The organism is Actinomadura rubrisoli, assembly GCF_004349215.1.
Classification (GTDB): domain Bacteria; phylum Actinomycetota; class Actinomycetes; order Streptosporangiales; family Streptosporangiaceae; genus Spirillospora; species Spirillospora rubrisoli.
The window spans coordinates 1-26,348 of the sequence record NZ_SMKU01000067.1 but is presented as its reverse complement, the minus strand read 5'-3'; the positions used below and the strand labels follow the sequence as shown (position 1 = coordinate 26,348).

The 26,348-nt window shown below is 75.1% G+C and carries 31 protein-coding genes; 13 read left to right on the top strand and 18 right to left on the bottom strand.

The genetic code is table 11. The features are described from left to right. Positions 1-2 precede the first annotated feature (2 nt). The gene (locus tag E1298_RS15595; protein WP_131893759.1) at positions 3-182 is read left to right on the top strand and encodes a hypothetical protein; all 180 of its coding nucleotides are present in this window, start codon (positions 3-5) and stop codon (positions 180-182) included. Positions 183-316: 134 nt separating this feature from the next. Next, on the top strand, positions 317-1,417 hold the full coding sequence (locus tag E1298_RS15590; protein WP_131893757.1) for a carboxylate-amine ligase: 1,101 nt from the start codon (positions 317-319) through the stop codon (positions 1,415-1,417). Positions 1,418-1,475: 58 nt separating this feature from the next. Here E1298_RS15590 and E1298_RS15585 read toward each other — a convergent pair whose 3' ends face one another. Continuing rightward, positions 1,476-2,465, bottom strand: coding sequence for a DMT family transporter (locus E1298_RS15585; RefSeq protein WP_131893755.1), 990 nt, complete (start codon positions 2,463-2,465; stop codon positions 1,476-1,478). Between the two features lie 79 nt (positions 2,466-2,544). Here E1298_RS15585 and E1298_RS15580 point away from each other — a divergent pair, with 79 nt between their 5' ends. Next, a complete protein-coding gene (locus tag E1298_RS15580; protein ID WP_131893776.1) occupies positions 2,545-3,456 on the top strand; it encodes a LysR family transcriptional regulator in 912 nt (303 codons plus the stop codon). Positions 3,457-3,506: 50 nt separating this feature from the next. Here E1298_RS15580 and E1298_RS15575 read toward each other — a convergent pair whose 3' ends face one another. After that, positions 3,507-4,073 carry a DUF2269 domain-containing protein gene (locus E1298_RS15575; protein ID WP_165975476.1) on the bottom strand — a complete coding sequence of 189 codons (567 nt, stop codon included), beginning with the start codon at positions 4,071-4,073 and terminating at the stop codon, positions 3,507-3,509. A 226-nt stretch (positions 4,074-4,299) separates the two neighbouring features. Between E1298_RS15575 and E1298_RS15570 the strand changes: the two genes are divergently transcribed. The 4 genes from E1298_RS15570 to E1298_RS15555 all read left to right on the top strand — a co-directional run bounded on the left by E1298_RS15570 (position 4,300) and on the right by E1298_RS15555 (position 7,832). Further along, a complete protein-coding gene (locus tag E1298_RS15570; protein WP_131893751.1) occupies positions 4,300-4,761 on the top strand; it encodes a hypothetical protein in 462 nt (153 codons plus the stop codon). Positions 4,762-4,861: 100 nt separating this feature from the next. Then, positions 4,862-5,497 carry a GNAT family N-acetyltransferase gene (locus tag E1298_RS15565; protein WP_131893749.1) on the top strand — a complete coding sequence of 212 codons (636 nt, stop codon included), beginning with the start codon at positions 4,862-4,864 and terminating at the stop codon, positions 5,495-5,497. A 314-nt stretch (positions 5,498-5,811) separates the two neighbouring features. Next, positions 5,812-6,975 carry a cytochrome P450 gene (locus E1298_RS15560; RefSeq protein ID WP_131893747.1) on the top strand — a complete coding sequence of 388 codons (1,164 nt, stop codon included), beginning with the start codon at positions 5,812-5,814 and terminating at the stop codon, positions 6,973-6,975. Continuing rightward, on the top strand, positions 6,972-7,832 hold the full coding sequence (locus tag E1298_RS15555) for an SAM-dependent methyltransferase (RefSeq protein WP_131893745.1): 861 nt from the start codon (positions 6,972-6,974) through the stop codon (positions 7,830-7,832). Before E1298_RS15560 ends, E1298_RS15555 begins: the two co-directional genes overlap by 4 nt. Before the next feature lie 28 nt (positions 7,833-7,860). Here the strand turns inward: E1298_RS15555 and E1298_RS48115 are convergent, their stop codons facing one another. Then, positions 7,861-8,022: a hypothetical protein gene (locus tag E1298_RS48115; protein ID WP_165975475.1), complete on the bottom strand. Its 162-nt coding sequence runs from the start codon at positions 8,020-8,022 to the stop codon at positions 7,861-7,863. Between the two features lie 169 nt (positions 8,023-8,191). Here E1298_RS48115 and E1298_RS15550 point away from each other — a divergent pair, with 169 nt between their 5' ends. Together E1298_RS15550 and E1298_RS15545 are read left to right on the top strand one after the other, a co-directional pair. Next, the gene (locus tag E1298_RS15550) at positions 8,192-9,163 is read left to right on the top strand and encodes a helix-turn-helix domain-containing protein (RefSeq protein WP_131893743.1); all 972 of its coding nucleotides are present in this window, start codon (positions 8,192-8,194) and stop codon (positions 9,161-9,163) included. A gap of 142 nt (positions 9,164-9,305) precedes the next feature. Further along, complete coding sequence (locus tag E1298_RS15545) at positions 9,306-9,905, top strand: peptidoglycan-binding domain-containing protein (protein ID WP_131893741.1); 600 nt, start codon at positions 9,306-9,308, stop codon at positions 9,903-9,905. Between the two features lie 137 nt (positions 9,906-10,042). On the opposite strand, the gene E1298_RS15540 is transcribed toward E1298_RS15545, so the two are convergent. After that, complete coding sequence (locus E1298_RS15540; RefSeq protein WP_131893739.1) at positions 10,043-10,693, bottom strand: nitroreductase family protein; 651 nt, start codon at positions 10,691-10,693, stop codon at positions 10,043-10,045. Between the two features lie 78 nt (positions 10,694-10,771). Here E1298_RS15540 and E1298_RS48110 point away from each other — a divergent pair, with 78 nt between their 5' ends. The 3 genes from E1298_RS48110 to trxA all read left to right on the top strand — a co-directional run bounded on the left by E1298_RS48110 (position 10,772) and on the right by trxA (position 12,004). Continuing rightward, complete coding sequence (locus E1298_RS48110) at positions 10,772-11,236, top strand: hypothetical protein (protein WP_165975474.1); 465 nt, start codon at positions 10,772-10,774, stop codon at positions 11,234-11,236. Positions 11,237-11,313: 77 nt separating this feature from the next. Next, positions 11,314-11,808, top strand: coding sequence for a MerR family transcriptional regulator (locus E1298_RS15530; protein WP_131893737.1), 495 nt, complete (start codon positions 11,314-11,316; stop codon positions 11,806-11,808). Then, positions 11,690-12,004 (top strand): thioredoxin, encoded by a 315-nt coding sequence (gene trxA / locus E1298_RS15525; protein ID WP_131893735.1) that lies wholly within the window; start codon positions 11,690-11,692, stop codon positions 12,002-12,004. The genes E1298_RS15530 and trxA overlap by 119 nt, the downstream gene beginning before the upstream one ends. On the opposite strand, the gene E1298_RS15520 is transcribed toward trxA, so the two are convergent. The 4 genes from E1298_RS15520 to E1298_RS48100 are packed head-to-tail and all read right to left on the bottom strand — an operon-like array spanning position 11,913 to position 14,650. Next, a complete protein-coding gene (locus tag E1298_RS15520) occupies positions 11,913-12,728 on the bottom strand; it encodes a hypothetical protein (RefSeq protein WP_131893733.1) in 816 nt (271 codons plus the stop codon). The two genes, trxA and E1298_RS15520, sit on opposite strands and share 92 nt — an antisense overlap. A gap of 10 nt (positions 12,729-12,738) precedes the next feature. Beyond that, positions 12,739-13,914, bottom strand: coding sequence for a N(5)-(carboxyethyl)ornithine synthase (locus E1298_RS15515; protein ID WP_207944643.1), 1,176 nt, complete (start codon positions 13,912-13,914; stop codon positions 12,739-12,741). Further along, a complete protein-coding gene (locus E1298_RS48105; RefSeq protein ID WP_165975473.1) occupies positions 13,911-14,339 on the bottom strand; it encodes an STAS domain-containing protein in 429 nt (142 codons plus the stop codon). Before E1298_RS48105 ends, E1298_RS15515 begins: the two co-directional genes overlap by 4 nt. Further along, complete coding sequence (locus E1298_RS48100; protein WP_165975472.1) at positions 14,336-14,650, bottom strand: hypothetical protein; 315 nt, start codon at positions 14,648-14,650, stop codon at positions 14,336-14,338. Before E1298_RS48100 ends, E1298_RS48105 begins: the two co-directional genes overlap by 4 nt. 126 nt (positions 14,651-14,776) lie before the next feature. Here E1298_RS48100 and E1298_RS15505 point away from each other — a divergent pair, with 126 nt between their 5' ends. Next, the gene (locus E1298_RS15505; protein ID WP_131893729.1) at positions 14,777-15,769 is read left to right on the top strand and encodes a tyrosine-type recombinase/integrase; all 993 of its coding nucleotides are present in this window, start codon (positions 14,777-14,779) and stop codon (positions 15,767-15,769) included. 12 nt (positions 15,770-15,781) lie between these two features. On the opposite strand, the gene E1298_RS15500 is transcribed toward E1298_RS15505, so the two are convergent. From E1298_RS15500 to E1298_RS15455, 10 genes are all read right to left on the bottom strand, one after another. After that, entirely contained in the window at positions 15,782-16,078 is a 297-nt protein-coding gene (locus tag E1298_RS15500) for a hypothetical protein (protein WP_131893727.1), read from the bottom strand. Positions 16,079-16,177: 99 nt separating this feature from the next. After that, positions 16,178-17,938: an acetyl/propionyl/methylcrotonyl-CoA carboxylase subunit alpha gene (locus tag E1298_RS15495; RefSeq protein WP_131893725.1), complete on the bottom strand. Its 1,761-nt coding sequence runs from the start codon at positions 17,936-17,938 to the stop codon at positions 16,178-16,180. 14 nt (positions 17,939-17,952) lie between these two features. Next, positions 17,953-18,876, bottom strand: a complete 924-nt coding sequence (locus tag E1298_RS15490; protein ID WP_243725607.1) for an MBL fold metallo-hydrolase — start codon at positions 18,874-18,876, stop codon at positions 17,953-17,955. Further along, on the bottom strand, positions 18,866-20,002 hold the full coding sequence (locus tag E1298_RS15485; protein WP_131893723.1) for an epoxide hydrolase family protein: 1,137 nt from the start codon (positions 20,000-20,002) through the stop codon (positions 18,866-18,868). The genes E1298_RS15490 and E1298_RS15485 overlap by 11 nt, the downstream gene beginning before the upstream one ends. 22 nt (positions 20,003-20,024) lie before the next feature. Further along, a complete protein-coding gene (locus E1298_RS15480) occupies positions 20,025-21,242 on the bottom strand; it encodes a beta-ketoacyl synthase N-terminal-like domain-containing protein (RefSeq protein WP_131893721.1) in 1,218 nt (405 codons plus the stop codon). Beyond that, the gene (locus tag E1298_RS15475) at positions 21,239-22,534 is read right to left on the bottom strand and encodes a beta-ketoacyl-[acyl-carrier-protein] synthase family protein (protein ID WP_131893719.1); all 1,296 of its coding nucleotides are present in this window, start codon (positions 22,532-22,534) and stop codon (positions 21,239-21,241) included. Before E1298_RS15475 ends, E1298_RS15480 begins: the two co-directional genes overlap by 4 nt. Further along, complete coding sequence (locus E1298_RS15470; RefSeq protein ID WP_131893717.1) at positions 22,531-23,382, bottom strand: LLM class flavin-dependent oxidoreductase; 852 nt, start codon at positions 23,380-23,382, stop codon at positions 22,531-22,533. The genes E1298_RS15475 and E1298_RS15470 overlap by 4 nt, the downstream gene beginning before the upstream one ends. Positions 23,383-23,423: 41 nt before the next feature. Beyond that, a complete protein-coding gene (locus E1298_RS15465; RefSeq protein ID WP_207944642.1) occupies positions 23,424-24,521 on the bottom strand; it encodes an acyl-CoA dehydrogenase family protein in 1,098 nt (365 codons plus the stop codon). Positions 24,522-24,547: 26 nt separating this feature from the next. Then, positions 24,548-25,744, bottom strand: coding sequence for a cytochrome P450 (locus E1298_RS15460; RefSeq protein ID WP_131893713.1), 1,197 nt, complete (start codon positions 25,742-25,744; stop codon positions 24,548-24,550). Then, positions 25,737-26,264: an SRPBCC family protein gene (locus tag E1298_RS15455; RefSeq protein ID WP_131893711.1), complete on the bottom strand. Its 528-nt coding sequence runs from the start codon at positions 26,262-26,264 to the stop codon at positions 25,737-25,739. The genes E1298_RS15460 and E1298_RS15455 overlap by 8 nt, the downstream gene beginning before the upstream one ends. Positions 26,265-26,348 lie beyond the last annotated feature (84 nt).

The following is a 26,348-nucleotide window of genomic DNA, read 5'->3' as shown; positions in this document are numbered from 1 at the left end:
GGATGCGCCGCCGCCCGCCCATCGAGGAGCGGATCGCGGCACGCCAGCGGGAGCGCGGCCCGCTCAAGCCGGGCGCGTACTTCGAGCACGGCCCGGCCAAGATGCTGTTCTTCTTCGGCATCGGCGTGGTCGTCGTCACCCACCTGATCGCGCTGTCGATGTACTTCCTGGACGCCGGCTGACGCGGGGCCGCGCCCTCGGCCCGCGCCCCGGCGGCCCGCGCCCGCAGGTGCGAACGCGGCGGCGAGAACGTAGCTTCTAGATAGCGCTCCCAAGCGACGTGGCCGCCTGCGACGCCCCGACCCAAGGTGGTGGGATGGCCCTCAGATTCGGAATCGAGGAAGAGTACTTCGTCGTCGATCCCGGCTCCCGCGAGGTCGTCCCCCGCGCCGCCGCCGTCGTCCGCCGCGCGGGCGAGGCCCTGGGCGACCGCGCGTCCACCGAGCTGGTCGACTTCCTCGCCGAGGCCAAGACCCCGCCCTGCGACGACCTCGACAAGCTCGAAGAGCAGATCCGGTCGATGCGGGCGGCGATGGCGGCCGCCGCCGCGGCCGAGGGCGTGCGCCTCGCCGCGACCGGGACGCCGGTGCTGGGCGAGCTGGTCCCCGCGCCCATCAGCGCGGGCCCCCGCTACGCCGAGAGCCGCGCGACGTACCGCGCCCTGGACGACGAGCAGTGCATCTGCTCCTGCCACGTCCACGTCGAGATGCCCGACCGGGAGCGCGCCGTCCAGGTCAGCAACCACCTGCGGCCCTGGCTGCCGACGCTGCTCGCCCTGGCGTCCAACTCCCCCTACTGGGCGGGCCGCGACACCGGCCACGCCTGCTGGCGGGTGATGACGTGGGCGCGCTGGCCGGTGGCCGGGCCCCCGCCGTACTTCGCCTCCCACGCCCACTACGAGGAGCTCGTCGAGACCCTGCTGGGCTGCGGCGCCCTCATGGACACCGGGACGATCTTCTGGGACGTCCGGCCCTCGGCGCGGCTGCCCACCATCGAGATCCGGCTGGGCGACGTGGCCCAGACCGCCGCCGACGCGGCGGAGTTCGCCGCGCTCATCCGGGCGCTGGTGCAGATGTCGCTCACCGCGGTCGAGGCCGGGGTGCGGGCGCCCGACCCGCCCCAGGAGCTGCTGCGCGCGGCGTACTGGCTGGCCGCGCGCGACGGCCTCGCCGGGACGGGCGTGGACGTGTGCAGCGGGCGGCCGGTCACGTTCCGGCGGCTGGCGGGCGACCTGCTGGCCCACGTCCTGCCCGCGCTGCGCGGCAGCGGCGACCTCGACCGCGTCTCGGGCGGGGTGCGGCGCCTGCTGACGGGCGGCACCGGCGCGGAGCGGCAGCGGTCCGCCTACCGCCGCCGCGGGCGGCTGGCCGACGTCGTGGACGCCTGCCTCCTGCGCGACACCCCCGCCCGCGACTGACGGTGCGTGCCGCCCCGGCCAGGACCTGCGCGTACGCCCGGCTCCCGGCGGGTGCGGATCATCGGCGGGCCGGTCCGGTCGCGGCCTCATGGCCGCGCACGCTTTCCGCGGCGCGGTGGTTCCGCGAGGAGGCGCCCGGCTCGGGCGCGGCGGCGCCCGGCTCGGCGGCCGGCGGACCGGCGGCGGACCGGGTCGTCAGCCAGAGGGCGGCCACGACCAGGAGGCAGCCGGCGATCTGCAGGAGGGCGGGATACTCGGCCAGGACGACGGCGCCGAAGATCACGGCGAGGACGGGCTGCAGGAGCAGGAGCGTCCCGCCGACCTCGGCGCGGAGGCGGGGCAGCGCGGCGCCGATCAGCATCCAGCCGCACACCTGGCCGGTCACCGCGAGGGCGGCCAGCCAGCCGAGCGCGGCCCAGCCGGGCGTGAGGTCGACGCCCTGCCAGGGCGCCCCGACCACGACGGACGCGGCGCCCGCGCCCAGCGTCGCCAGCAGGACGGGCCGCGCCCGGTGCGTCTGGCCGTCTCCGGCGAGCCGGGTCAGGAAGAGGTAGCCGCCGTACGCGAGTCCCGCGCCCGTCCCGTACAGCACGCCGCGCACGGGATCGGCGCCGTGAACGGCGTGCGTCCCCGAGTCCGCGAGGCCGCCCGCCAGCGCGACGCCTCCCAGCATGACCGGCACGGCCATCGCGAACGCCCGGGACGGGCGCTCGCCGAACGCGGCCAGGGCCAGCAGCGGCACCACCACGACCTGCACGTTGACCAGGACGGTCGCGATCCCGGCGCCGACCTCGCCGATCGACGCGCCCCACAGCACCAGGTCGACGCCCAGCAGCAGCCCCGCCGCCACGTCGACGCCCTGCCTGCGGCGGGGGCCCGCCCGGCGCCGCTCCCGGGCGGCCAGCGGGAGCAGCAGCGGCAGCGCGAGGGCGCAGCGGAAGAGGGCCGCCGTCCCGGACGAGACCCCGGAGAGCCGGACGAAGATCGCGGACACCGAGATGAACGCGGCGCCGGCGATCAGGAGCAGGCGTGGGTCGATCCGTCGCATACCTCCACGCTGCCGTGCCCCACCCGTTAGCACAAGCGAATGTTCTTTAGCGGAATCCAGTAGCATCACTACTGTGACGATGAATCTGGAGCGCCTTCGGGCCCTGCACTCGGTCTTCGTGCACGGCTCGATCGCCGCCGCGGCCGAGGCCCTGCACGTGACGCCCTCGGGGGTGTCGCAGCAGCTGGCCAAGCTGGAGCGCGAGACCGGGCACCGCCTGCTCGAACCCGAGGGGCGGGGCGTGCGCCTCACCCGCGCCGGGCACGTCCTCGCGGGGCACGCGGCCCGGGTCCTGGCGCAGCTCGCGGCGGCCCGCGCCGACCTGGACGGGCTGCGGGAGGACGCCGTCGGCCCCGTCCGGCTGGGCTCGTTCGTGACCGCGGCGCGCTCGGTGCTCCCCGAGGCGCTGACGGTGCTGCGCGAGCGCCATCCCGGCCTGTCGCCGACGCTGCTGGAGGGCGAGGTCGAGACCGTCCTGCCCGCCCTCGCCCGGGGCGACCTGGACGTCGCGGTGGTCGAGAGCTGGGACACGATGCCGACGCCGATGCCGGCCTCGGTGTCGCACGCGCTGCTGGCGTCCGACGTCATCGACCTGGCGCTGCCGTCCGGGCATCCGCTCGCCCGCCGCCGCGCGGTCGAGCTGGCGGAGGTGCGCGGCATGCGGTGGGCGGCCTGGACGGCGGGCGGCACCTGCGAGCGCCAGCTCGTCCAGACGCTGCGCGAGCACAACCTGGAGCCGGACTTCGCCTGCAACGCGGCCGACTACCCGACCCAGCTCGCGTTCGTGGCCGCCGACCTCGCGGCCGCGCTGGTCCCCCGGCTCGGCCGCGACCCGGTCCCGGACGGGGTCCGGATACTCGCCACCCGCCCGGTCATCCGCCGGAAGATCTACGCGGTGTGGCGCACCGGCGAGGCCCGCCCGGCCGTGGAGGCGTGCGTGGAGGCGCTGCGGACGGTCGCGGAGCGGCTGGCGGAGGAGCGCGCCGCCTGACCACCGTCCCGCGCGGGATGCGCGGGCCGTCCGGTCGCCGGTCGCGCGGGTCATGGCCGGCCGCTCCGGCGGCGGATGCGGCCGCGGGGCTTGAACACCGACAGGGCCGTGGCGGTGAGGAGCATGGTGAGCTGGCCGGACACGACCGCGACCTGGGCCCACTGCCGCCCGGACGGCCGCGACCCGTCCCGCGTGGCCTCCGTCATGGCCTCCGGCTGGAACAGCAGCATCCCGCAGAGGATGACGCCGATCAGCAGGAGCAGCTTCGCGAACACCCAGTAGTGCCGCAGCAGCCCCCACCGGCTGCCGAGCGCCAGCGCGATCCCGCTGCCGAGCGAGATGAGGCTGAGCGGGATGCCACCGGCGAACACCAGCACGCCCATGAGCCGGTAGGCGGCGTGGGCGAGCGCGCCGTCGTCGGTCAGCGTCGCGCACAGGTTGAGCACGACCAGCCCCCACACCTCGCCCAGCAGCGCGACGGAGGCGGCGATGTGGACGACCGTGATCGCCTTGCGGGTGGACGGCCTCGGCCGCCATCGCTGCGCGGTGGCGGGGGCGTGGTGCTGCGTGACCGACATCTGCTCGCCTCTGGCTTTCTTCCGCTTCTGCTCGGACACCCAGATGGTGGCGAGACGGTCCCGGGGCGGTCGTCGGACGGCCGGAGACACCCGCGCTCCGCCGCCGGGAGCAGCACGCCGCCGGGGGCTGCGCCCGCCGTGGTAGCCGCCCGGCGGCCGCGGGCGGGGCCGGGGGATTCCGAGTCTTGACCGGCGCTTCACGTGTAGCGGGCGGGCGGCGGGAATGATCTGATCGCCCGATGCCTCCTGACCGATGTGGGGAACGATGCGATTCACAGCCCGCACGCACCAGCTGCCCGTCCGGCTGATCGTGGGCGCCTTCGTCCTGAACTCCGGGCTGTCCAAGCTCAAGGGCGAGGACGAGACGGCCCAGTACGTCCACGGCACGGCGAAGGCCGCCTACCCGTTCCTGGAATCCGAGGACGCCCAGGACTTCACCAGGAAGGTCGGCAGGGCCGAGGTGGCGATCGGCGCCGCGCTGGCGGTGCCGTTCGTGCCCTCGCTGCTGGCGGGCGCGGCGCTCACGGCGTTCGCGGGCGGGCTGACGGGCCTGTACCTGAGGCTGCCCGGGATGCGCGAGGAGGGCGGCCTTCGCCCCACGCAGCAGGGCATCCCGCTCGCCAAGGACTCCTGGCTGCTCGGCATCGGCGCGGCGCTCGTCCTGGAGGAGCTCGGCCGCGCGCGGGCGGACCGGCGCGCGGTCCGCGCCCGCCTGATCCCCGACTGAGCCGCCCGGGCGCCGCGGACCCGGACCGCGCGCCGCGGCGTCCTTGACGGCGGCACGGCGGCTCGGTGAGGATCGGCGCGTCCGACAGGAAGGCCGTGCCATGGCGTCTCACCCCCAGCCGTCCCCGGTGGTCCGCGCGGCGGCCGGCGCCGACACGGCCGCCATCGCCGCCGTCCTCGGACGGGCGTTCGACGACGACCCGTTCTGGGCGTGGCTGCTGCCGGACGAGCGCTCGCGCGTGCGGCGGCTGTCCGGGCTGTTCGGCCTCACCCTGCGGAAGATCCACCTCCCGCACGGCGCCACCGAGACGGCCGGGCGCGGCGCGGAGATCGAGGCGGCCGCGCTGTGGGACCCGCCCGGGCACTGGCGCGTATCGGCGGGGAAGCAGGCGGCGCAGACGCTGCCGCTGCTGCGCGTCCTCGGAACGCGGATGCCCGCCGCGCTGCGCGCGCTCGGGGAGATCGAGAGGCACCATCCGCCCGAGCCGCACTGGTACCTGGCGGTCCTCGGCACCGATCCGGCGGCGCAGGGGAACGGCCTGGGCGGCGCGCTGCTGCGGTCGCGGCTGGACCGCTGCGACGCGGAGGGCGTGGCCGCCTACCTCGAATCGTCCAAGGAACGGAACGTTCCTTACTACGAGAGGTTCGGTTTCCGGGTGACGCGGGAGCTGCCCCTGCCCGGCAAGGCCTGTCCCCCGGTGTGGCTCATGTGGCGGGACCCCGCGCCCGGTCCCTGATCCCGCCCCGAGGACGCGCACACCCGGTCAGGTCGCCGTCATGGCCGGTAACGGCCACTTGAGCCCAGGACTCCGCCGGGCGTGTGCGCTGCGCGACGGCCTGCTTCCCCGCCGCGTTCCTGCGGGCCCTCACCCCCGGCTCCCGGGACCCGGTGACCGTGGTCAAACGCGAATGGCCCGATGCGGCCACGCCGGGGACCATCCGCGGACGGCCCCCCGGGCGAACCCACCATGAGCGGACCGTGGCCGCCTAACGTCGGAAGCGAGCCACCGGCACCGCTCCCGCTCCTGGTGAAGGCGATAGGTGAAGCGACATGACGACACGCTGGCCGTCCCTGGTGGAGTTCCGCCGAGAACGCCTCGACCTTGATCCCGAGTACGCCCGGTTGCGCGCCAAGGCCCCCGTCACGCGGATCACCCTCGCGGACGGAGGGCGCGCCTGGCTGGTGACGGGCTGGGAGGAGGCGCGCCAGGTCTACTCCGACCCCCGTTTCAGCCGCGCGCTGGCGGTCGCGGACGGCGAGCCCACGTTCATCATCGACATGGACCCGCCCGAGCACACCCGCGTGCGCCGCACGGTCGCCGGCGCCTTCACCCACCGCCGGGTGGAGCGGATGCGGCCCCGGGTCCGCGAGCTGACCGCCGGGCTCCTGGACGGCATGGCCGCCGGCGGCGAGCCCGCCGACCCCGTCCAGCGGCTGTCCCTGCCGCTCCCGGTGACGGTCATCTGCGAGCTGCTCGGCGTCCCGATCGAGGACCGCGAGCGGTTCCAGAGCTGGTCGGAGGCGTTCCTGTCGGTCACCGCGCACACCCCGGAGCAGATCCAGGACGCCCGCCGGAACCTGGACGGCTACCTCGCAGGGCTGATCGAGCGGCGGCGGGCCGAGCCGGCCGCCGACCTGCTGTCCGCCCTGGCCGGGGAGGACGGCCTGAGCGAGCGGGAGCTCGTCCACCTCGGCGTCGCGCTGCTGGTCGCGGGCCACGAGAGCACCGCGTCCCAGATCACCAACTTCGCCTACACGCTGCTGAGCCGCCCCGAGCGCTGGCGGCGGCTGGCCGGGGACCCGGACCTGCTGCCGGCGGCGATCGAGGAGCTGCTGCGGTACACCCCGCTCGGCTCGGAGACCGGGCTCCCCCGGATCGCCGCGCAGGACGTGACGCTCGGCGGCGCGGCGATCGGCGCGGGCGACACCGTGCTGGTCGCGCGGCCCGCGGCGAGCAGGGACCCGGCGGTGTTCGCCGACCCGGACGACCTCGTCCTCGACCGGGCGGACAACCCGCACCTGGCCTTCGGCCACGGGCTGCACCACTGCGTCGGCGCGCACCTGGCCCGGCTGGAGCTGCGGGCGGCGTTCGGCGGCCTGCTGGAGCGCTTCCCCGGGCTGCGGATCGCGGTGCCCGAGGCCGAGCTGCGCTGGAAGACCGGGCTCGTCATGCGCGGACCCACCGCACTGCCGGTGGCGTGGACCGCCCCATGAGCACCCCCGCCCTCAGCTCTCCGGAGGAAGCGGCCGTGGGAGGGGGCGAGCCGCTCTTGCTGCACCGGCCGGGCACCGCGCGCGTCCACGACTTCTTCCTCGGCGGCAAGGACAACTACGCGGCCGACCGCGACCTCGCGCACCGCATCCTGCGGGTCCTGCCGCGGGCCACCGCGGCGGCGCGCGGCAACCGCGCGTTCCTCGCCCGCGCCGTCCGCACGCTCGCCGGACGCGGCATCCGCCAGTTCGTGGACCTCGGCTGCGGGCTGCCCACGTCCGACAACGTGCACCAGATGGCCGCCCGCCACATCTCGGGCACCCGCGTCCTGTACGTCGACCACGACCCGCTCGTCATCGCGCACGCCCGCGCGCTGCTGGTCGACGACGGCAACATCGCCGCGCTCCGGGCGGACCTCCGCGAGCCCGCCGCGATCCTGGGCAGCCGCGAGATGCGCCGCCTGATCGACCCGGCCGAGCCGGTGGCGCTGATCCTGTCCTGCGTCCTGCACTTCCTGCCCGACCCGTCCGGCCCGGTCGCGGCGCTCACCGCGTCCGCCGCCCCGGGCAGCGCGCTGGTGATCTCGCACGCCACCGCCGACTTCGCGCCCGTCGCCGTCACCGAGGCGGCCCGCCTCTACCGCGACGCCTGCGCCACGCCGCTCATCCCCCGCCCCGCCGCCGAACTCGAACGGCTCTTCGCCCCGTTCCGGCTGCTCGACCCCGGCATCACGCCGGCCGCGCACTGGCACCCCGACCTGCCGCCCAGGCCCACCGGCCAAGCCCTCCTCTACGCGGGCGTGGCCATCCGCGACAACGAACCGTCCTGGGGCGCTTGGCCCGCGCACTGGACGCGGTGAACCACTCGGTCCAGGACGAGCCGGCGTCCTACCGGGACGCGAGGAAGCCGGACGCGGCGCTCACGATCATCAGCACGACCACGATCGACGGCATCAGCAGCGCCGGGCGCCGCCGGTCGTGCGCCGCTTCGCGCGGGCCCGGCCCGCAGGTCGCGGATACCGGAATGTGGACCGTAAGTAGTTGACTCAACACCCTCCGGAGTTTCGAGTGGAGGGGGCCACTCTTTGACCTGCCCCCCACACAGATCCGGAGGCCCGGCCATGAGCCGCAAACCGCCCCCCGGCGACGACGACATCCTCGACCGGGCGTCCTCGGCCGGCGCCGCCGTTGGCCGCCGCGGTGGTGGGGGTGGGCTCGCGTGATCGCGACGGTGTTCCGCGCTGAGGACTACCAGGCCAGGGACCGGTTCGACGCCTGGTGTGACCTGGTGGCCGGGATGCCGTGCCCCTACCAGGTGCGTTCCGACCACGCCGCCGACTACGGTTTCACGCTGCGCACGGCGCGGCTGGGCGCCGCCACGGTGGCCCACACCAGTGTTCCCTCGATCCATGCCATCCGTACACCGCGGATGATCCGGCAGGCCGATGACGGCGTCTACACGCTGGAGTTGTGCAGGCGTGGCCGGATCGGCGCCGAGCAGTCCGGCCGCGAGGTGGCGGCGGCCGCAGGGCAGTGGATCGTGCAGGATTCCTGCCGCCCGCACTCATTGTGGTCGGTGGGCCAGGGCCACCGCAGTCCGTCCGCGGTCGGGCTGGCGATCCCCAAGTCCGTGCTGGGGCTGAGCGAGGACGCGGTGGCGCCGTTGCTGGCCGGTCCACTGCCGGGAGACACCGGCTTCGGCGGGATGATCACCGATGTGATCGGGCGCGTCCTGCGCGAGCCCGGCGCCTTCGGGCCCGCTGACGCCCCGCGTCTGGGGGAGGTGCTCCGTGACCTGGTGGCCGCGATGTTCGCCCACGAGCTGGACGCCGGTCACCTGCTGCCCGAGGAGACCCACAGCCGGGCGCTGATCCTGCGGATCCAGGCGTTCGTGCTCGCCCACCTGGGCGACCGCGACCTGACGCCGGGAACGATCGCGGCCGCGCACCACATCTCGGTGGGCTACCTGCACCGGCTGTTCCGCCGTGACGGCCGCACCGTCGCCGCCTGGATCCGCACCCAGCGGCTGGAGCGCGCCCGCTGTGACCTCGCCGACCCCACCCAGCGCGCCACCCCCGTGCAGGCCCTGGCCGCGCGGTGGGGATTCGCGCACGCCTCCGATTTCTCCCGGGCGTTCCGCCGCGCCTACGGCACGTCTCCCCGCGACTACCGAGAAGGCACTCAAGGTTAAGGACTGTTCACTGCGTGTCATGTACGGCAGGTCCGCGGAACGCGAGAGTTGAACCCAGCGGGAACGGGGCCGACATCGCTGAACATCCCGAAGCCGAGCCCCGCACACCGAGAGATCAGCCGAGACGGACAAGGGGAATTCCATGACAGTCGTGTCACATGCGGCCATCGGCCTGGCGGCCATCGCGCTGGCCGCCGGCACCGGACTCGGCGCGGCCGGTGCGGCGCACGCCGACGGGCCGACCGACCCGGTGGTCACGCGGGCCATCGAGGCGGCGCCCTGGGTCGAGCTGAAGGTCGGCGACCGCGGCTACCGGGTCGCGGCGGTGCGGTGCTTCCTGACCCAGTGGGGCTTCTTCAACGGCTGCGCGCCCGGGACGCCCGGCGGGGACGAGTACACGGCGGACTTCGCCGAGGCGGTCAAGCGCTACCAGCGTGCCAGGGACCTGCCCGATACCGGCGTGATCGACGCCGGGACCTGGGTCGTGATCAGGACCGACTTCGGCGTCCTGAAGCTGAACGACCGCCGCACCAACCAGATCAAGGGCGCGCAGTACGCGCTGAAGGTCCTGCTCCCGCGTCCCGGCCTCAAGGTCGACGGCAAATACGGGCCCGACACCGCCAAGGCCGTGCGGGACTTCCAGGCCAAGAAGGGGATCGGGGTCGACGGCGACTTCGGCCCGCTCACCTTCAAAGCGGCCTTCGACAGCAAAGCCGAAGCCCGCGGCATCCCAGGCCGCTGAGCACGCGTCCCCCAAGAGGAGACCGTGACCCGTGACTCGGGGACCACGGGTCACACGCAGGACCCCAGGGACGATCCCTGGGGTCCTGCGCATCGCGCTTGTCCGGGGCAGGGTGGCATGGGCGGGGCCGGGTGCCGCTACCAGCGGTCGAGGTGGAGGATCTCGTCGATGGGCGCGCGCGGGGCGGGGCGGAAGGTGTCGCCGGTGTAGTAGGCGGTCGGGATCAGCGCGCCCTGCCGCACGTCGGCCGGAAGGCCGAGCAGCTCGGCCACCTCCTTCTCGTAGGCCAGGTGCAGGGAGGTCCAGGCGGTGCCGAGCCCCCGGGCGCGCGCCGCGAGGGCGTAGCTCCACGCGGCGGGCAGCAGCGATCCCCACAGGCCCGCCTGGTTGCCCTCCGGCAGGCCGCCGGTGTCCAGCCGCAGGCACGGGACCACCAGCACCGGTACCTCGCCCATGTGCTCGGCGAGGTGGGCGGCGCTGGCGGCGACGCGGCGCTGCGCCTCCGCGCGGGCGGGGTCGTCCTCGTACAGGGCGGCGGCCGTCGCCCCGGACGCGGCGTGCTCCGCGAACGCGCGCCGGTAGTAGCCGCCGATCGCCGCGCGGACCTCGGGCTCGGTGACCACGACCCAGTGCAGCCACTGCCGGCTGCTGCCGCTCGGCGCCTGGACGGCGATCTCCAGGCACTCGCGCACGAGCTCGATCGGGACGGGACGGGCTAGGTCCAGGCGCCGGCGCACCGCGCGGGTCGTGGTCAGCAGTTCGTCGGGGCCGAGGGGAAGGGGCGTCATGCCCCTATGGTGCACCCCTCTCGGCCGGTCCGGTGCCTGCTAGGGTCCGTCCAGGTTTCGTCCAGGATCTAGGGGATTGTGATCAAGAACATCGCGACCGTGCTGGCCACCGCGGCCCTGGGCATCGCGGCCCTGGGCGCGGCGGCCTGCGACGATGACAAGCCCTCCGCCGCGCCCACCGCCTCGGCGCCGGCCGCCTCCGCGCCCGCCGCGGGCGCGGGCTCCGGCACGCCCGCGCCCGCGCCCGTCCCGTCCTCCCCTGCGGCCGCGTCGCCGGAGCAGAGCCCGCGGCGGACGCCGACCGAGCGGCCGAAGATCACCGGCTCCCAGGTCGTCATGATCGACCCCAACGGCAGGAAGTACACCCGCAAGCAGATGGTCGAGCTGGCCGCGGGCATGGCCGCGGTCTACGAGAAGCGGGGCCTGCCGGACGACTTCTGCTCCAAGTCCTACAACGAGGGGATCAAGGGGGGCGGCAGGTTCCCCGCGGGCAGGCTCGCCTTCCTGGACGCCTGCCGCGAGGGCATCAGGCTCGCGGGCTGAGCCGTCCGGGGGCTTGACCTTGACGCGGGCGTCAAGGGTTAGCGTCGTCCTCGGCCACTGAACGAGGAGGGGACCGGATGCGGATCGGCGAGCTGGCCGCGCGGGCCGGCGTGAGCACGCGCACGCTGCGCTACTACGAGCAGCAGGGGCTGCTCACGGCGCGGCGCGCGGCCAACGGCTACCGGGAGTACGAGGAGTCCGACCTGCGGCTGGTCGCGGAGATCCGCTCGCTATCGGCGGCGGGCTTCACGCTGGAGGACACCCGGCCCTTCGTGGACTGCCTGCGGGCGGGCCACGAGGCCGGCGCCGCGTGCCCGGAGTCCGTCGCCGTCTACCGGCGCAAGCTCGCCGAGATCGACGCCGACATCCGCACCCTCGTCAGGCGGCGGGCCGAAGTGGCCGATCAGCTGTCACGCGCCTGCCCGGGCTGCGTGCGGACCCTGGAGGGAACCGATGATCACGCTGACCACCGAGAGCTTCGACGAGCGGGTGCTCCGCGCAGGCAAGCCCGTCCTGGTCGAATTCTGGGCGGACTGGTGTCCCCCCTGCAAGATGGTCGCGCCGATCCTTGAGCAGATCGAGGCCGAGCACGGCGACCGCCTCACGGTCGCCAAGCTGAACGGCGACGATCACCCGGAGATCGTGGCGCGGTACGGCGTCATGGGCTTCCCCACGCTCAACCTCTACCGGGACGGCGAGGTCGTCCGGCAGATCGTGGGCGCCAAGTCCAAGCGGCTGCTGCTGGCCGACCTGCAGGGCCATTTCTGAGCGCCCGCCGCCAGGCGCGGCGGGCCGTCCGGCGGTAGGCCGTGGCGGTGCTGTCGAGGTACCGCCAGGAGACGTGGTGCGGGCTGGCGCCGACGGCGGTCCATTCCCGGCCGAGGCGCTGGAAGAAGCCGTCGTCCGCGCAGCGTCCGCCCCGCCGCTCCCCGATGTAGACGACCATGTCGCCGGTGTAGGCGCGCAGGGCCTGCGAGGCCCACGGGTCGTCGCCGGACGGCCAGCACAGCAGGAGCGCCCGGTCGGGATGGCGGCGCGCGGCGGTGTGGTCGCCCGGCCGGAGCGGGAAGTACTCGATGCCGTCGGTGTAGGCGTTGGCCAGGGGATCGGCGGGCTCGTAGGCGATGACGTCGATCCCGGCCTGCCGCGCCTGCCAGGCCCAGTAGCCCGAGCCCGCCCCGATCTCGACCAGGGCGCGGGGGCCGAGGACCGCGGCGAGCCAGGCGATGTCCCCCGGCGAGGGGATCGCCCAGGCGTAGCGCTTCGTCAGCGCGTGGTGGCCGACGGGCAGCCCGCGGGCGAAGCCGTCCGGGCGCGGGCCGTGCCGCCCGCCGTCGAGCGAGGGGAGCTGCCGGACGATGTCCCAGTACGGGTTGTCGGTGAAGCCGGCCTGGTCGGACGGGCCGCCGGCGATCCGGCGGACGGCCTCGCGCGCCGGCCCGGCCAGCTCCCACCACCGGCCGATCTCCGCCAGCTCGTCCAGCACCGTCATCGCGCGGCCGTCAGGTCGTCCGGACGACCGTGTGCGGGTACTCGGCGGAGCGGTGCTGGAAGGACAGGATCGCCGGGTTCCGCACGACGCCGTCGCGGATCTCCACGGCACTCCGGACGATCTTGTCGTCCGCCCAGGCGGCCGGGCCCGCGAGGACCGTCCGCAGGTGCGGCAGGAGGGCCTCGCTGATCTCCCACGTCGCCGAGTCCCACAGGTAGGACGGGCTGTGGTCGACGCCGTAGTGGCGGACGTTGTCGCCGACCGTGTACATCGGGTCGGTGAACGAGGTCGGCCGGGCCCACTCGAAGCCCATGCCGGCGTCGCACGAGACGTCCACGATGAGGGTGCCGGGCGCGAAGACCGGCAGGTCGGCGACATCGGCGAACATCAGCGGTGCGGCGGTGTCCTGAAGGACGCAGTTGACCACGATGTCGTGCTGGGCGAGGAACGCGGCCGTCGGCACGGGGCCGTCCTCGGTGAGGGTGACGGTCCGGGACGGGTCGCCGGGAATGCGGTCGAAGTGGACGATCCGCGCCGAGTGGATCGGCGAGGCGACCGCGCTGACCCCGCGGTGGGTGAGGATGTCGACGTCGTGCACGCCGTGGGCGTTGAGCGCGGTGACCGCGCCGCGGGCCGTCGCGCCGAAGCTGATGACCGCCGCGCGGCGCCGCCGGCCGTAGGCGCCCGTGGCGCCGGTGAGCGCGAGGGCGTGCAGCACCGAGGAGTAGCCGGCGAGCTCGTTGTTCTTGTGGAAGACGTGCAGGCTGAACCCGCCGTCGGCCGTCCAGTGGTTCATGGCCTCGAAGGCGATCAGGGTCAGCCGGTTGTCGACCGCGACCTGGGTGACCTCGGGGTCCTGCACGCAGTGCGGCCAGCCCCACAGGACCTGGCCGGGGCGCAGCTCCTTGAGGTCGGCGGGCTGCGGCTTCAGCAGCAGGACGACGTCGCACCGGGCGATGACCTCCTCGCGCGGCAGCACGCCCGCGACGTGCGGCGCCAGCGCCTCGTCCGACACGCCGAAGTCCGCGCCGTACCCGGCTTCGAGGTAGACGCGCGACCGCAGGTCGGGGTCGATCCGCCGGAGGTGGCGGGGGTGGATCGGCAGCCGTCGCTCGTTCTCCTTGCCCGATCGTCCGATGACGCCGAGCGTCAGCCCGCTCGCGGGGGTCCGCGCGGCCGGGCTCAACGGACGGCGGAGGCGGAGAGGGGCGACCGGCTGCCGGCCACCTCGTCCGGGACGGGCTCGGCGAGCGCCTCGGCCACCGTCGCGCGGACGGGGAGGCTGCGCTCCAGGCCGGTCGCGCGCAGCACGCGCAGGACCTGGGGGCCGGGGGCGGCCAGCAGCATGACGATGCCCCGGGGGTTGGCGCGGCGCCGGGTCCCGACCAGCACGGCCAGCCCGGCGGCGTCGCAGAACGTGACGCCGGACAGGTCGAGGACCAGCAGCCGGATGCCGGGGCGCAGAAGGCCGGTGAGCCGCTCCCGCAGCGCGGGCGCGGTGGCGATATCGAGTTCGCCGTGCGGCTTGACGACGGCGTGGCCGGCCTGTCGGAGGACGGTCATGTGCACCTCGGTGCGGGCCTGCGGGGGAAATGCCTTCGGGGTGGTCATGGTGATCTCCGTTCGGCGGTGGGCGGGACGGTCCGGGGCGCTGTGTCCCGGCGCAAGACCGGGAGGGGGCGCGGGCGCCTGTGCAGGCGGCCGGTGCCGTAGACCAGCATGAGCAGGACGGTTCCCGCGACGACGGTGGCCGCCGCCATGATGACCGCCGTCAGCGTCGTGGTGGTCCCCAGGAACACCGAGAACACGATGACGGCGAGCCCGGCGACGGAGGCGGGCCCGGCACGGCCCATCCGGGAGGTCCGGACCGCGGATCTCGTGACGGGCCGGACGGGGACGCGGGAGCGGCCCGGGATCGGCATGCATCCCCCTCTGGGGGTGAGCCGGTATGGCGGATCGGCCTCAAGACGAGGTCGCGTCGTGCCGGATGTCCCCCAGTCTACCCGCTAACTTCAGATACCACGAAATATCGGAAGTAAGCTGGGCGGGTGCCTTCCAACGCCGCTCCTCCCCCGGGCCGGACGCCGAAGGGCGCGCGCCCCGGTGGCGGGCGGCGTTCCGGCGCGCGGCCGACCGCGCTGCCCGAGGCGGTCGCGGACGTGTTCGCCGACTACGAGGAGCTCATCGCCCGGCCGGGCGACGCCCTGGACGCCGCCTCGGTGCGCGTCTACCGCTCCCGCGTGCGCCAGTACCTGGCCTGGCTCGCCGCCGCGCTCGCCGGCGGGGCGGTCACCGGCGACCCGCTCGGCGACCCGGACGCGCGCGACGGCGCCGCGCGGGCCTACCGCGCCCATCTGGAGACCGAGGCCGGGCGCAGGCCCGCCACCATCAACGCGCACCTGACAGCGATCGACGACTTCTACCGGCGCCGCGGGCTGGGCCCGGCCGCCACCGCGCGGGCCGCCGTCCCCCCGTCCGCCCCCCGGACGCTGGGCGAGGGCGACCGGCTCCGGCTGCTCCGCGAGGCGGACCGGGCGCCGCTGCGCGACCGGGCGATCGCCTTCACCGCGTTCTACGCGGGCACCCGGATCGGCGAGACGATCGACCTGGACGTCGGGGACGTCCAGGTCCACGGCGGCGGGGCCCATCTGAGCGTCCGCGACGGCAGGAGGCGGCGGATCCCGCTGCATCCCCGGCTGCGCGCGGTCCTGGAGGAGTGGATACGCGAGCGCGCGGGCTGGAAGGGCGCCGACACCGGCGCGCTGTTCCTGAACCATCGCGGCGGCCGGCTGTCGGTGCGCTCGGCCCACACCGCGCTGCGCGCCATCGCCGACGCCGCGGGCATCCCGCTCGGCCGCCACGGCGCGTTCACCCCGCGGGTCCTGCGCGACACCGCGGGCACCATCATGGCCAGGGAGGGCACCGACATCGGCGTCGTGGCCGAGTTGTTCGGCCACTCCGTCGAGACGGCCCGCCGCTACAGCCGTCCGACCGAGCAGGACCACCAGAGGGCCATCGAGCGCCTCCCCCTCGACGAATGACCCGCCGGGCTCCTACAGCCGCTCGGTGATCCACCGCCAGGTGCCGCCGTCGTGCTGGGCGTACATCAGCCGCGCGCCGCTGGAGTCCGCGAGCTCGGCGACCTTCTGGATCAGCTGCCGATGGAAGTCCTTCGGCGGCTGGTCATGGGAGGAGCCCTCCAGGAGGGTCACGGTGATCCGCGCCTCGTCGCGCAGCTGCGCCGTGAGCCGTCCGCTCTCGTCCAGGCGCAGGACGACGATCGCGTCGGCACGGATCATGTCCTGACCGTCGTTGGCCGCGATCCATACCTCGGTGTTCGTGCCGCTCATCGCGCCCTCTCCTCGACTCCGGGCCGGACCTCGCCCTGCCGCCCATTGCAGCACACGCGGGCCCGAGACGGATCATCCGGGCCAGCGCCGGGCGGGAAGTCAGGCGATGGTGCAGATGGTGGCGCCGCTGGTGACGGGCTGGCCGGGGACGGCGGTGAGGCCGGAGACGGTGCCGGACTTGTGGGCGGCCAGGGGCTGCTCCATCTTCATGGCCTCCAGGACGACGACGGTGTCACCGGCGGCGACCTCGGCGCCGTCCTCCGCGACGACCTTGACGATCGTGCACTGCATGGGGCTGACGAGGGCGTCGCCGTCCTGCTCAAGGGGGGCGGCCTCCCGCCTGCGCCGCCCTCCGCGCTTCGGCGAGGACGGCCTGGCGGGCGCCGGGACGGCTGCGCCCGTGCCGTCGTCCTCCTCCTTGGGCAGGACGACCTCGATCCGCTTCCCGGCGACCTCGACGGTCACGGTCTCGCGTCCGGGCGCGTCCAGGGGCTCGGCGGGATCGGGGCCCGGCGGGATCGGCGCCGCGAACTCGGTCTCGATCCAGCGGGTGTGCACGGCGAACGGCTCGCCGGTGAAGGCCGGGTCCCGGACGACGGCCCGGTGGAAGGGCAGGACGGTCGGGATCCCGGCGACCTCGAACTCGGCCAGCGCGCGGCGCGCCCGCTCCAGCGCCCGCTCCCGGGACGCGCCCGTCACGATCAGCTTGGCGATCATCGAGTCGAACTGCTCGGAGACCGTCTGGCCCTCCTCGAACCCGCTGTCCAGGCGGACCCCGGGCCCGGACGGCGGCCGCCACGCCGTCGGCGTCCCGGCCGCCGGGCGGAACCCGCGCCCCGGGTCCTCGGCGTTGATCCTGAACTCGAACGCGTGGCCGCGCGGGGCCGGGTCGCCGTAGCCGAGGGGCTCGCCCTCGGCGATGCGGAACATCTCCCGCACCAGGTCGATGCCGGTCACCTCCTCGGTGACCGGGTGCTCGACCTGGAGGCGGGTGTTGACCTCTAGGAAGGACAGCGCGCCGTCCTGCCCGACCAGGAACTCGCACGTCCCGGCGCCCCGGTACCCCGCCGCCCGCAGGATCGCCTTGGACGAGGCGTACAGCCGCTCGCGCTGCTCCTCGTCCAGGAACGGGGCGGGCGCCTCCTCGACCAGCTTCTGGTGGCGGCGCTGGAGGGTGCAGTCGCGGGTGGACACCACGACGACCCCGCCGTGCGCGTCGGCCAGGCACTGGGTCTCCACGTGCCGGGGCCGCTCCAGGCAGCGCTCGACGAAGCACTCGCCGCGCCCGAACGCCGCCTCGGCCTCCCGGACCGCGGAGTCGAACAGCTCGGGCACCTCGTCCAGGGTGCGGGCCACCTTCAGCCCGCGGCCGCCGCCACCGTGCGCGGCCTTGATCGCGACCGGCAGGCCGTGCTCGCGCGCGAAAGCGACGGCCTCCGCCGCGTCCGCGACCGGGCCCGGCGTGCCGGGCACGAGCGGCGCGCCCTGCTCGCGGGCGATGCGCCGGGCCCGCACCTTGTCCCCGAGCGCCTCGATCGCGGCGGGCGGCGGCCCGATCCACACCAGGTCGGCGCCGATGACGGCCCGCGCGAACGCCGCGTTCTCCGACAGGAACCCGTACCCGGGGTGGACGGCGTCCGCGCCCGCCTCGGCGGCGGCCTTGAGCAGCCGGTCGATGTCCAGGTACGACTCCGCCGCCGTCCGGCCGCCGAGCGCGTACGCCTCGTCGGCCATCCGGACGTGCGGCGCGTCCAGGTCCGGCTCGGCGTACACGGCGACGGCCGCGAGGTCCGCGTCGCGGCACGCGCGGACGATCCGGACGGCGATCTCGCCGCGGTTGGCGATGAGGATCCGCTGCACGCTCACCCTCCCGGTCAGGCTCGGCAGGACGGCGGACCGCCGTTGAAGGCGATCATCTCGCCGAACAGCTCTTCCACGTCCATCCGCTCGCCGGGCGGCGCGCCCCGCTCCTCCGCGCAGGCGCGGCGCAGGTTGGGCGCGAGGCGCTCGGAGTCGAGCAGGCGGGCGTGCCCGCCCAGGTCGGCGCGGCGCGCGGTCTCCAGCGGGGACAGCCCGGCGGCGAGGCCGTCGCGGGCCAGCCGCTGGACCCAGGCCAGGTAGCGGTCCGCCTCGTCCAGCAGCTCGGGGCCGCCGACCGGCCCGTGGCCGGGCACCACGGTCCGGGGGCCGAGGTCGCGCAGCCGGGCGAGCGCCCGGCGCGAGCCCTCGACCGAGCCCATCATGCAGAACGGCGTGACGCCGGACATCACCAGGTCGCCGGCGAACAGCACCCGCTGCTCGGGCAGCCAGACGACGGTGTCGTCGGCGGTGTGCGCGGGCCCGAGCCGCAGCAGTTCGGCGCGGACGCCGCCCACCCGCAGGGTCATCGCGTCGGCGTAGGTGAGCGAGGGCGGCTCCAGGGTGAGCTCGCCCCACTCCACGTCCGGCCACAGGCCCGTCAGGTGCAGGCCGGCGGCGATCGCGTCGGCGCGGGTGCCCTCGTGGGCGACGACGGTCGCCTCCGGCGTGAAGACGGCGTTGCCGAACGTGTGGTCGCCGTGGAAGTGCGTGTTGACCACAAAGCGCGGCGGGGCGGGGGTGATCTCGCGCACCGCGTCCCGCAGGCGCAGCGCCCGCGCCTGCGTGGCGGCGGTGTCGACCAGCGCCGTCTCGCCGCCGGCGGCGATGATCCCGGCGTTGTTGAGGCACCAGCCGCCGTCCGGCTGGACGTAGGCGTACACGCCGTCGGCCAGCCGCTCGACCACCGGCTCGGGCGCGACCGTCATCTCAGCGGTCATGGGGGAGCTCCTCGAAGAACGTGCGGATGTCGGCGGCGAGCAGGTCCGGGACCTCCAGTGCGGCGAAGTGGCCGCCGCGGTCGAACTCGGTCCAGCGGACGATCGTGTCGGTCTTCTCGGCGAAGCGCCGGATGCTGTGGTCGGTCGGGAACACCGCCACCCCGGTCGGGACGGCCGAGCGCTCCCGCGGCGCCCACATGGACCGGTCGTTGAACCGCTCGTAGTAGGTGTGCGCGGACGAGCCCGCCGTGCCGGTGAACCAGTAGACGCTGACGTCGGTGAGGATCGCGTCCCGGTCGACGGCGTCCTCGGGGAGGTCCTTCGCCGGGTCCGTCCACTCCTTGAACCGTTCGACGATCCAGGCGAGCTGACCGGCCGGGGAGTCGTGGAGCGCGTGCGCCAGGGTCTGCGGGCGGGTGCCCTGGAGCTGGAGGTAGGCGCCGGTGTTCTCGCGCCATTCCCGCTGCCCCTCCAGGCGCCTGCGCTCGCCCTCGGTCAGCTCGGCCGGGTCGAGGTCGTCCGGCGGGACGGTGACCAGGGCGTTCACGTGGACGCCCAGGACCCGGTCCGGCGCGGCGCGTCCCATCAGGGGGGCGATGAAGGCCCCGACGTCCCCGCCCTGCACCCCGTACCGGGCGTACCCGAGGCGGGCCATCAGCTCGGTGAGCGCGGCGGCCGAGCGCCCGTCGGTCCATCCGGTGCCGCGCAGGGGGCCGGAGAAGCCGTATCCGGGCAGCGACGGGACCACCAGGTGGAAGGCGTCCCGCAGCCGGCCGGCCAGGCCGGTGAACTCGACGACCGAGCCCGGCCAGCCGTGCAGCAGGACCAGCGGCGTCGCGTCCCGGTTCGCGGACCGGACGTGCAGGAAGTGCACGTTCTCGCCGTCGATCTCGGTGGTGAACTGGGGCGGTTCGTTGAGCGCCGCCTCGTGCCGGCGCCAGTCGTACTCCTCCGCCCAGTACCTGGCCAGCTCGCGCAGGTAGGCGGTCGGGACGCCGCGCGCCCACCCGGTGCCGGGCAGGTCGGGCGCCCACCGGGTCGCGCGCAGGCGGCGGCGCAGGTCGTCGACGTCGTCCTGCGGGACCGCGACGCGGTACGGCTCGATCGGCGGCTGTGGGCCGGGCATGGAGATCCTTCCTACGGCTGCGTCAGGACGGCGGCTGAGTCAGGACGGCGGCTGAGGCGAACCCGCCCCGCCCCCTGGCGAGGACGAGCACCGTGCCGACGCGCCCATGCCGCGGCCCTCCCGTCACCAGGTCGAGGCGCTCGTCCACCCGGTCGCCGTCCACGTTGGCGGTCGGGGGGATCGCGCCGTCGCGCAGCGACAGCAGCGCGGTGGCGATGTCCAGCGCGGCACCGCCGGACAGCAGCCGGCCCGTCATCGACTTCGGCGCGGTGACGGGCACGCCGCGCGGCCCGAACAGCCGGGCGAGCATCGCCGCCTCGGCCCGGTCCAGGTGCGGGACGCCCGCCGCGTCCGCGAAGACGGCATCGACGGCGTCCGCGGGGACCCCGGCGTCGGCGAGCGCGGCGCGGGCCGCCCTGAGCAGCCCGTCCGCGCAGCCCGGCTCCGGGTCGAACGCCGACCCGCAGCCCGCGATCGCGCCGTAGACCCGGGGGGCGCCGCGCGCCTCGGCGTCGGCGCGGCTCTCGGCGATGAGGATCGCCCCGCCCTCGCCCGGCACGCAACCGGACGCGTCCCGGTCGAACGGCAGGTAGGCCGCCTCCGGCTCGGTCCGGGCGCTCAGCTCCCCGCTCGCGGCCTGGATGGCCAGCCCGTACGGGCAGAGCGTGCCGTCCACCCCGCCCGCCACCATGACCGCCGTCCCGGCGCGGATCTTCCGGCGGGCGAACGCGAGGGTGTCCACCCCGCCCGCCTGCTCGGAGGCCAGCACGCCGCCGGGGCCGCGCATGCCGTTCTTGATGGAGATCTGGCCGGTGTGGACCGCGTAGTACCACGCGAACGACATGTAGGCGCTGACGTGCTCCCAGCCCTGGCCCCACAGCTTCTGCAGCTCCCGCTGCCCGAACTCCAGGCCGCCGGACGTGCTGGCCGTGACGACGCCCATCGCGTACTCGGGCAGGTCGCCGGGCTTCACGGCGGCGTCCTGGAGGGCCTCGTCGGCGGCGACCAGGGCGAGCCTCGTCGTCCGGTCGCTCTGCGGCATGAGCCGTTCGGGCAGCTCCTGCTCGGCGGCGCAGACGGGGATCTCCCCGGCCACGCCCACCGCGTACCCGTCCGTGTCGAACCGGGTGATCGGCCCGATGCCGGGCTCCCCGCGCAGCGAGGCCCCCCAGTACTCGTCCGCGCCGATGCCGTTGGGGGCGGTCACCCCCAGGCCGGTCACCACGACGTCGCCGGTCATCGCGTCCTCCCTTCCGGGTCGCGGAACACCATCGCGCTCTGGAAGCCGCCGAACCCGCTTCCCACGGTCAGCGCCCCGCCGATGCGGTGCTCGCGCGCCACGAGCGGCACGTAGTCCAGGTCGCACTCGGGGTCGGCCTCGCGCAGGTTGGCGGTCGGCGGGACGACCCCGTGCTCCATCGCCAGCGCGCACGCGGCGATCTCGATGGAGCCGATGGCGCCCAGCGAGTGGCCGACCATCGACTTGATGCCGCTGACCGGGATCCGGTGGGCGCGCTCGCCGAGGGCGCGCTTGAACGCCGCGGTCTCGTGCCGGTCGTTCTGCTTGGTGCCCGAGCCGTGCGCGTTGACGTAGTCGAGGTCCCCGGGGTTCATCCGCGCCTCGTCCAGCGCGGCGGTGATCGCCTCGGCCATCTCCCGCCCGTCGGGCTTCAGGCCCGTCATGTGGAAGGCGTTGCAGCGGGACGCGGCGCCCGCCACTTCGGCGTACACGTGGGCGCCGCGCCGCCGGGCGTGCTCGTACTCCTCCAGCACCAGCACCGCCGCGCCCTCGCCGAGGATCAGGCCCCGGCGGGTGCGGTCGAAGGGCCGGCACGCGCGCTCCGGGTCGTCGTTGTAGACGGACTGGGCCTTGATCACATCGAAGCAGGTGACCGTGATCGGCGATATCGGCGCGTCGCTGCCGCCGGTGACCACCACGTCGGCGGAGCCGTCCCGGATGACCTCGGCGGCGTGCGCCACCGCGTCGATGCCCGAGGTGCAGCCCGTGGACACCACGGTCGCCGGGCCGCGCGCGCCGGTGGTCAGCGCCACCTCCGCCGCGGCCGAGCTGGGCAGGAAGTAGTCGTACATGTGGGGGCTGGTGTAGGCGGGGTCCACGACCCAGTCGGCGCCGCCGTCGCTGAGCACGACGTACTCCTGCTCCATGCTCTTGGTTCCGGCGACCGCGCTGCCCATCGCGACGCCGGTGCGCTCGGCCACCGCGCCGTCGATCTCCAGGCCGCTGTCGCGCACCGCCTCGTCCGCCGACACCTTGGCCAGCTGCACGAACCGGTCGGTCCTGCGGATCTCCTGGGGGGTGAGGCCGCTCGCGGCCGGGTCGAAGTCGCATTCCGCGGCGACCTGGCAGCGGTGCGCGCTGGCGTCGAACTGGGTGATGCGGCGGGTCGCCGTGGTCCCCGAGCTGATCAGGTCCCAGAACGGCCCGGCGCCGATCCCGCCGGGCGCGACGACACCGACCCCGGTGATGACGGTCCGGCGCCGCGCCGAGGGCGGGGACGCGGGGGCCGTCATGCCGCCTCCCCGAGCGCGGCGGCGAGCAGCTCCAGCTGCCCTGGATCGGCGGAGCAGGGGATGAGGATCAGCTCGTCGCAGCCCGCGGCCGCGTAGCCCGCCACGGCGTCGCGCAGCGTCTCCGGCGCGGTGAGCGCACCGCTGATCATCATCTCGGCGAGCCGTCCCGCGAAGGAGTAGTAGTCGCCGAGGTGCGCGCGGACGTTCTCCTCGGCGCCCGCCCCGAGGCAGAAGTAGGACTGCGCGACCATGCGCGGCCGTCCGGGGCGCCCCGCCTCCGCCCAGAGGCGCCGGACCTCCTCGGCGCGCTCGGCGAACATCCGCGGCGGCCCGGCGGCGCCCATGTACCCGTCGCCGTGCGCGGCGGCGCGGCGCAGCGCGGCGGGGGCGCGGCCGCCGACGAGGATCTCCGGCCCGCCGCCCGGCAGGGGCGGGCCGATCTCGCCGCCCGCCCACGTCCCGCGCAGGTCGGCGAGCATCCCGTCCAGCCGCCGGCCCCGGTCGCCGAACGCGGCGCCGGACGCGGCGTAGTCGTCGGGCCGGGCGCCGACCGCGACGCCGAGGACGAGCCGGCCGCCGGACAGGTGGTGGACGGACGCGGCCTGCTTGGCCAGCAGCGCGGTGTTCCCCCGGCAGGGGGCGATGAGGATCGAGGTCGTCAGCCGCACGCGCTCGGTCACCGCCGCCGCGGCGGCCAGCGTGACGAGCGGCTCGTCGTTGCCGTAGACCAGGCGGTCCAGGACGCCGAGGGCGGAGAACCCGCCCGCGTCGGCCTTGCGCGCCCAGTCCAGCAGCTCGTGCCCCCGGACGTCCGGGATCATGGTGGGCAGTGCCACTCCGATGTCCATCGTGGTCTCCCTCTCCGTCGCGTTCACATCCGCCGCCGCGTTCACGTCCGGTCGGCCAGCGACTGGACGAATCCCGGCGCGGCGCGCTCGGGCCGCAGCGCGGCGTGCGAGCAGCCGACCGTCACGTCCCGCCAGAAGCGCTGCAGGTCGCTTCCGCGGTCCTGCGCTGCGGTGCCCGCGGACCGCATGAGCGCGTTGACCGCGTCCACCAGCCGTCCGGCCGCGTAGGAGGCGTGGTTGGCGTTCTGGAACGCGCGGGCGCGGCCCTCGCCGGAGTCCAGGACGGACACGACCCGGTCCAGGAGCAGCCACGCGGCGTCGATCTCGGCGGCGGCGGTCGCGATGGCCAGGTCAGCGGCGGCGTCGGGCGGCGCGCCGCCGGCCCGCTTGGCGGCCGCGGCGGCCACCGCGGACGACAGCGCCCCGCGCGCGGCGCCCAGCAGCGCCGAGATGCAGGTCAGCCCGCCCACGGCGGGCAGCGGGACGGTGTGCTGCGGCAGTGCGGAGACATGGTTGATGCCGCCCATGACCTCCTTGAACGGCACCGACCGGTGCTCGGGCACGAACGCCTCGCGGACGACCAGCGTGTGGCTGCCGGTGGCGCGCATCCCCACCGCGTCCCAGGTCTCCTCGACCTCGAAGTCCGCGCGGGGCACCGCGAAGAAGCGCGGCTCCAGGCCGCCGGGCGCGGGGCCCGCGATCAGCGCCCAGTCCGCGAACTCCACGCCGCTGACGTACCGCCACCGGCCCCGCAGCACGAAGCCGCCGTCGGCGCGCTCGGCCTCCCCGGCCGGGACAAGGCCGGGGACCAGCAGCGCGTCGGGGCTCTCGCCCCACAGGTCCCGCTGGCCCTCGTCCGGCAGGTGCGCGGCGAACCGCCCGGTGTAGGCGAACATCGCCCCGCACCAGGCGGCGGACGCGCAGCCCTCGCCCACCCGAGCGACCGCGTCGGTCGCCTCGCGGAACGTCGCCGCGGCGCCGCCCCAGCGCTCGGGCACGAAGTGGCGCGGGAGGCCCGCGGCGGCCAGCGCCTCGACGACCTCGGGCGCGAGACGGCCCGTGCGGTCGGCCTCGGCGGCCCGCCCGGCGGCGAGCCCGGCGGCCGTGCCGAGCGCCGCCCGCGTGTCTGCCATGGTCATGGTCATGCTTCTCACTCCAGACGGGGTCACCAGGTCACGGGGAGCTTCTCGACGCCGTACACGAGCCCGCCGTCCTTGAAGGCGAGGTCCTCGAACGGGACCGCGAGCGCGAGGCCGGGCAGCCGGTCGTAGAGGGTGCGGAACACGACCTCCAGCTCCAGCCGGGCCAGCTCCGAACCCAGGCACAGGTGGCGCCCGTGCCCGAACGCCAGGTGCTTGCGGGAGCCGCGGGTGATGTCCAGCTCGTCCGGGCGCTCGAACGCCTCGGGGTCGCGGTTGGCGGCGGCGGTGAGCGGGAAGACGCCCTCCCCCGCCGCGACGCGCGTCCCGCCGATCTCCAGGTCGGCGCCCGCGACGCGGGCGGTGGTCAGGTCGGTCACGCTCAGGTACCGCAGCAGCTCCTCCACCGCGGGCGGCGCGAGCTCGGGGTCCTTGCGCAGCAGGTCGAGCTGGCCCGGATGGCGCAGCAGCGCCAGCGTGCTCAGCGCGATCATGCTGGCGGTGCTCTCGTGGCCGCCGTTGAACAGCAGCCGGGTCAGGTGGACGAGCTCGTCGAACTCCCCGGCCCGGGGGAACGCGCCGGTCAGCTTGCCGACAAGGTCGTCGCCCGGGGCGTCGTACTTGCGGGCGACCAGCTCGCGGAAGTACTCGTCCAGCTCGTTGACGGCGGTCTTGCGCTCGTCCGCGGTGGCGGTGCCGCCGAACATGACGCGGGTGCGGACGTGCAGGAAGTCGCGGTCGCCGGACGGGATCCCGAGCAGCTCCATGATGACCGAGATCGTCACCGGCAGCGCGAACGCGGCGAGCAGGTCCTGCGGCGGGCCCGCCCGCACCAGCTCCTCGATCCGCTCGTCCACGATCTCCTGGACGCGCGGGCGCAGCAGCTTGACCCGGCGGACGGTGAAGTCCTTGGCGACCCGCCTGCGGTAGTCGGTGTGCACCGGCGGGTCCATGCCGAGCAGCGAGGAGTTCAGCGTGAAGTCCTTCGGGATCGGGAACGGCGCGGGGAAGCCCGGGTCGCCGCGGTCGTTGCTGAGCCGCTCGTCGTTGAGGGCCTCCCGGACCTCGTCGTAGCGGGTGACGACCCACGTCTGCCCGCCCGCGGCGATCGGGACCTTGGTCAGCCCCGGCCGGTCGCGGTACTCGCCGTGCGGCTCGGGCGGGTCGAACGGGCAGCGGCGGGGCCACGGGAACGCCGGGCCGCTCGGCTCGTGCTCATGCATCTGCTGTGCCTCCAAGGCCGTTGTGAGGGCTGTTTCGCGGAGTGGTCCGCGGGGCGACGGCCGCCGCGAACCGGGCGAGCGTCTCGCCGGGGCTCGGGCCCTCGATCGCGGCGCGGATCCCGCGGGCCGCCGGGCCGTGCCGGTCCAGCTCGACGTGGGCCAGCTCGACGGAGGTCGACTCGGGGCCGCGGGAGGTGAAGGTCACCACGACGCGGCTGGCCCGCTCGTCGTCGTCGATCGGCCGGAAGTCGCCGTCCACGCGCCACGACAGCGCGATCCGGCGGGGCGGCTCCCACGTCAGGACGCGGCCCCAGTCCCGTTCGGAACCGTCCGCCGCCCGCTCGTACCAGCGGCCGCCCACGCGCGGCTCGAAGACCACGGCCTCCCGCGCGGCGACCAGGACATGGCTCTCCGGCCACCAGTCGGTCGGACGCCCGGTGAACGCGGCGAAGGCGCGCTCGGCGGAGACGGGGACGTCGACGGACTTGCGGACCGGGGGCACCGACTCGTGCGCATCCATGCCCCCACGCTCGCCCGCGCCCGTCGACGTCCTGTCGTGGTCCGGTCGAAACCGGGTTCAGGACCTCTTCTGGCCCACCCGGAC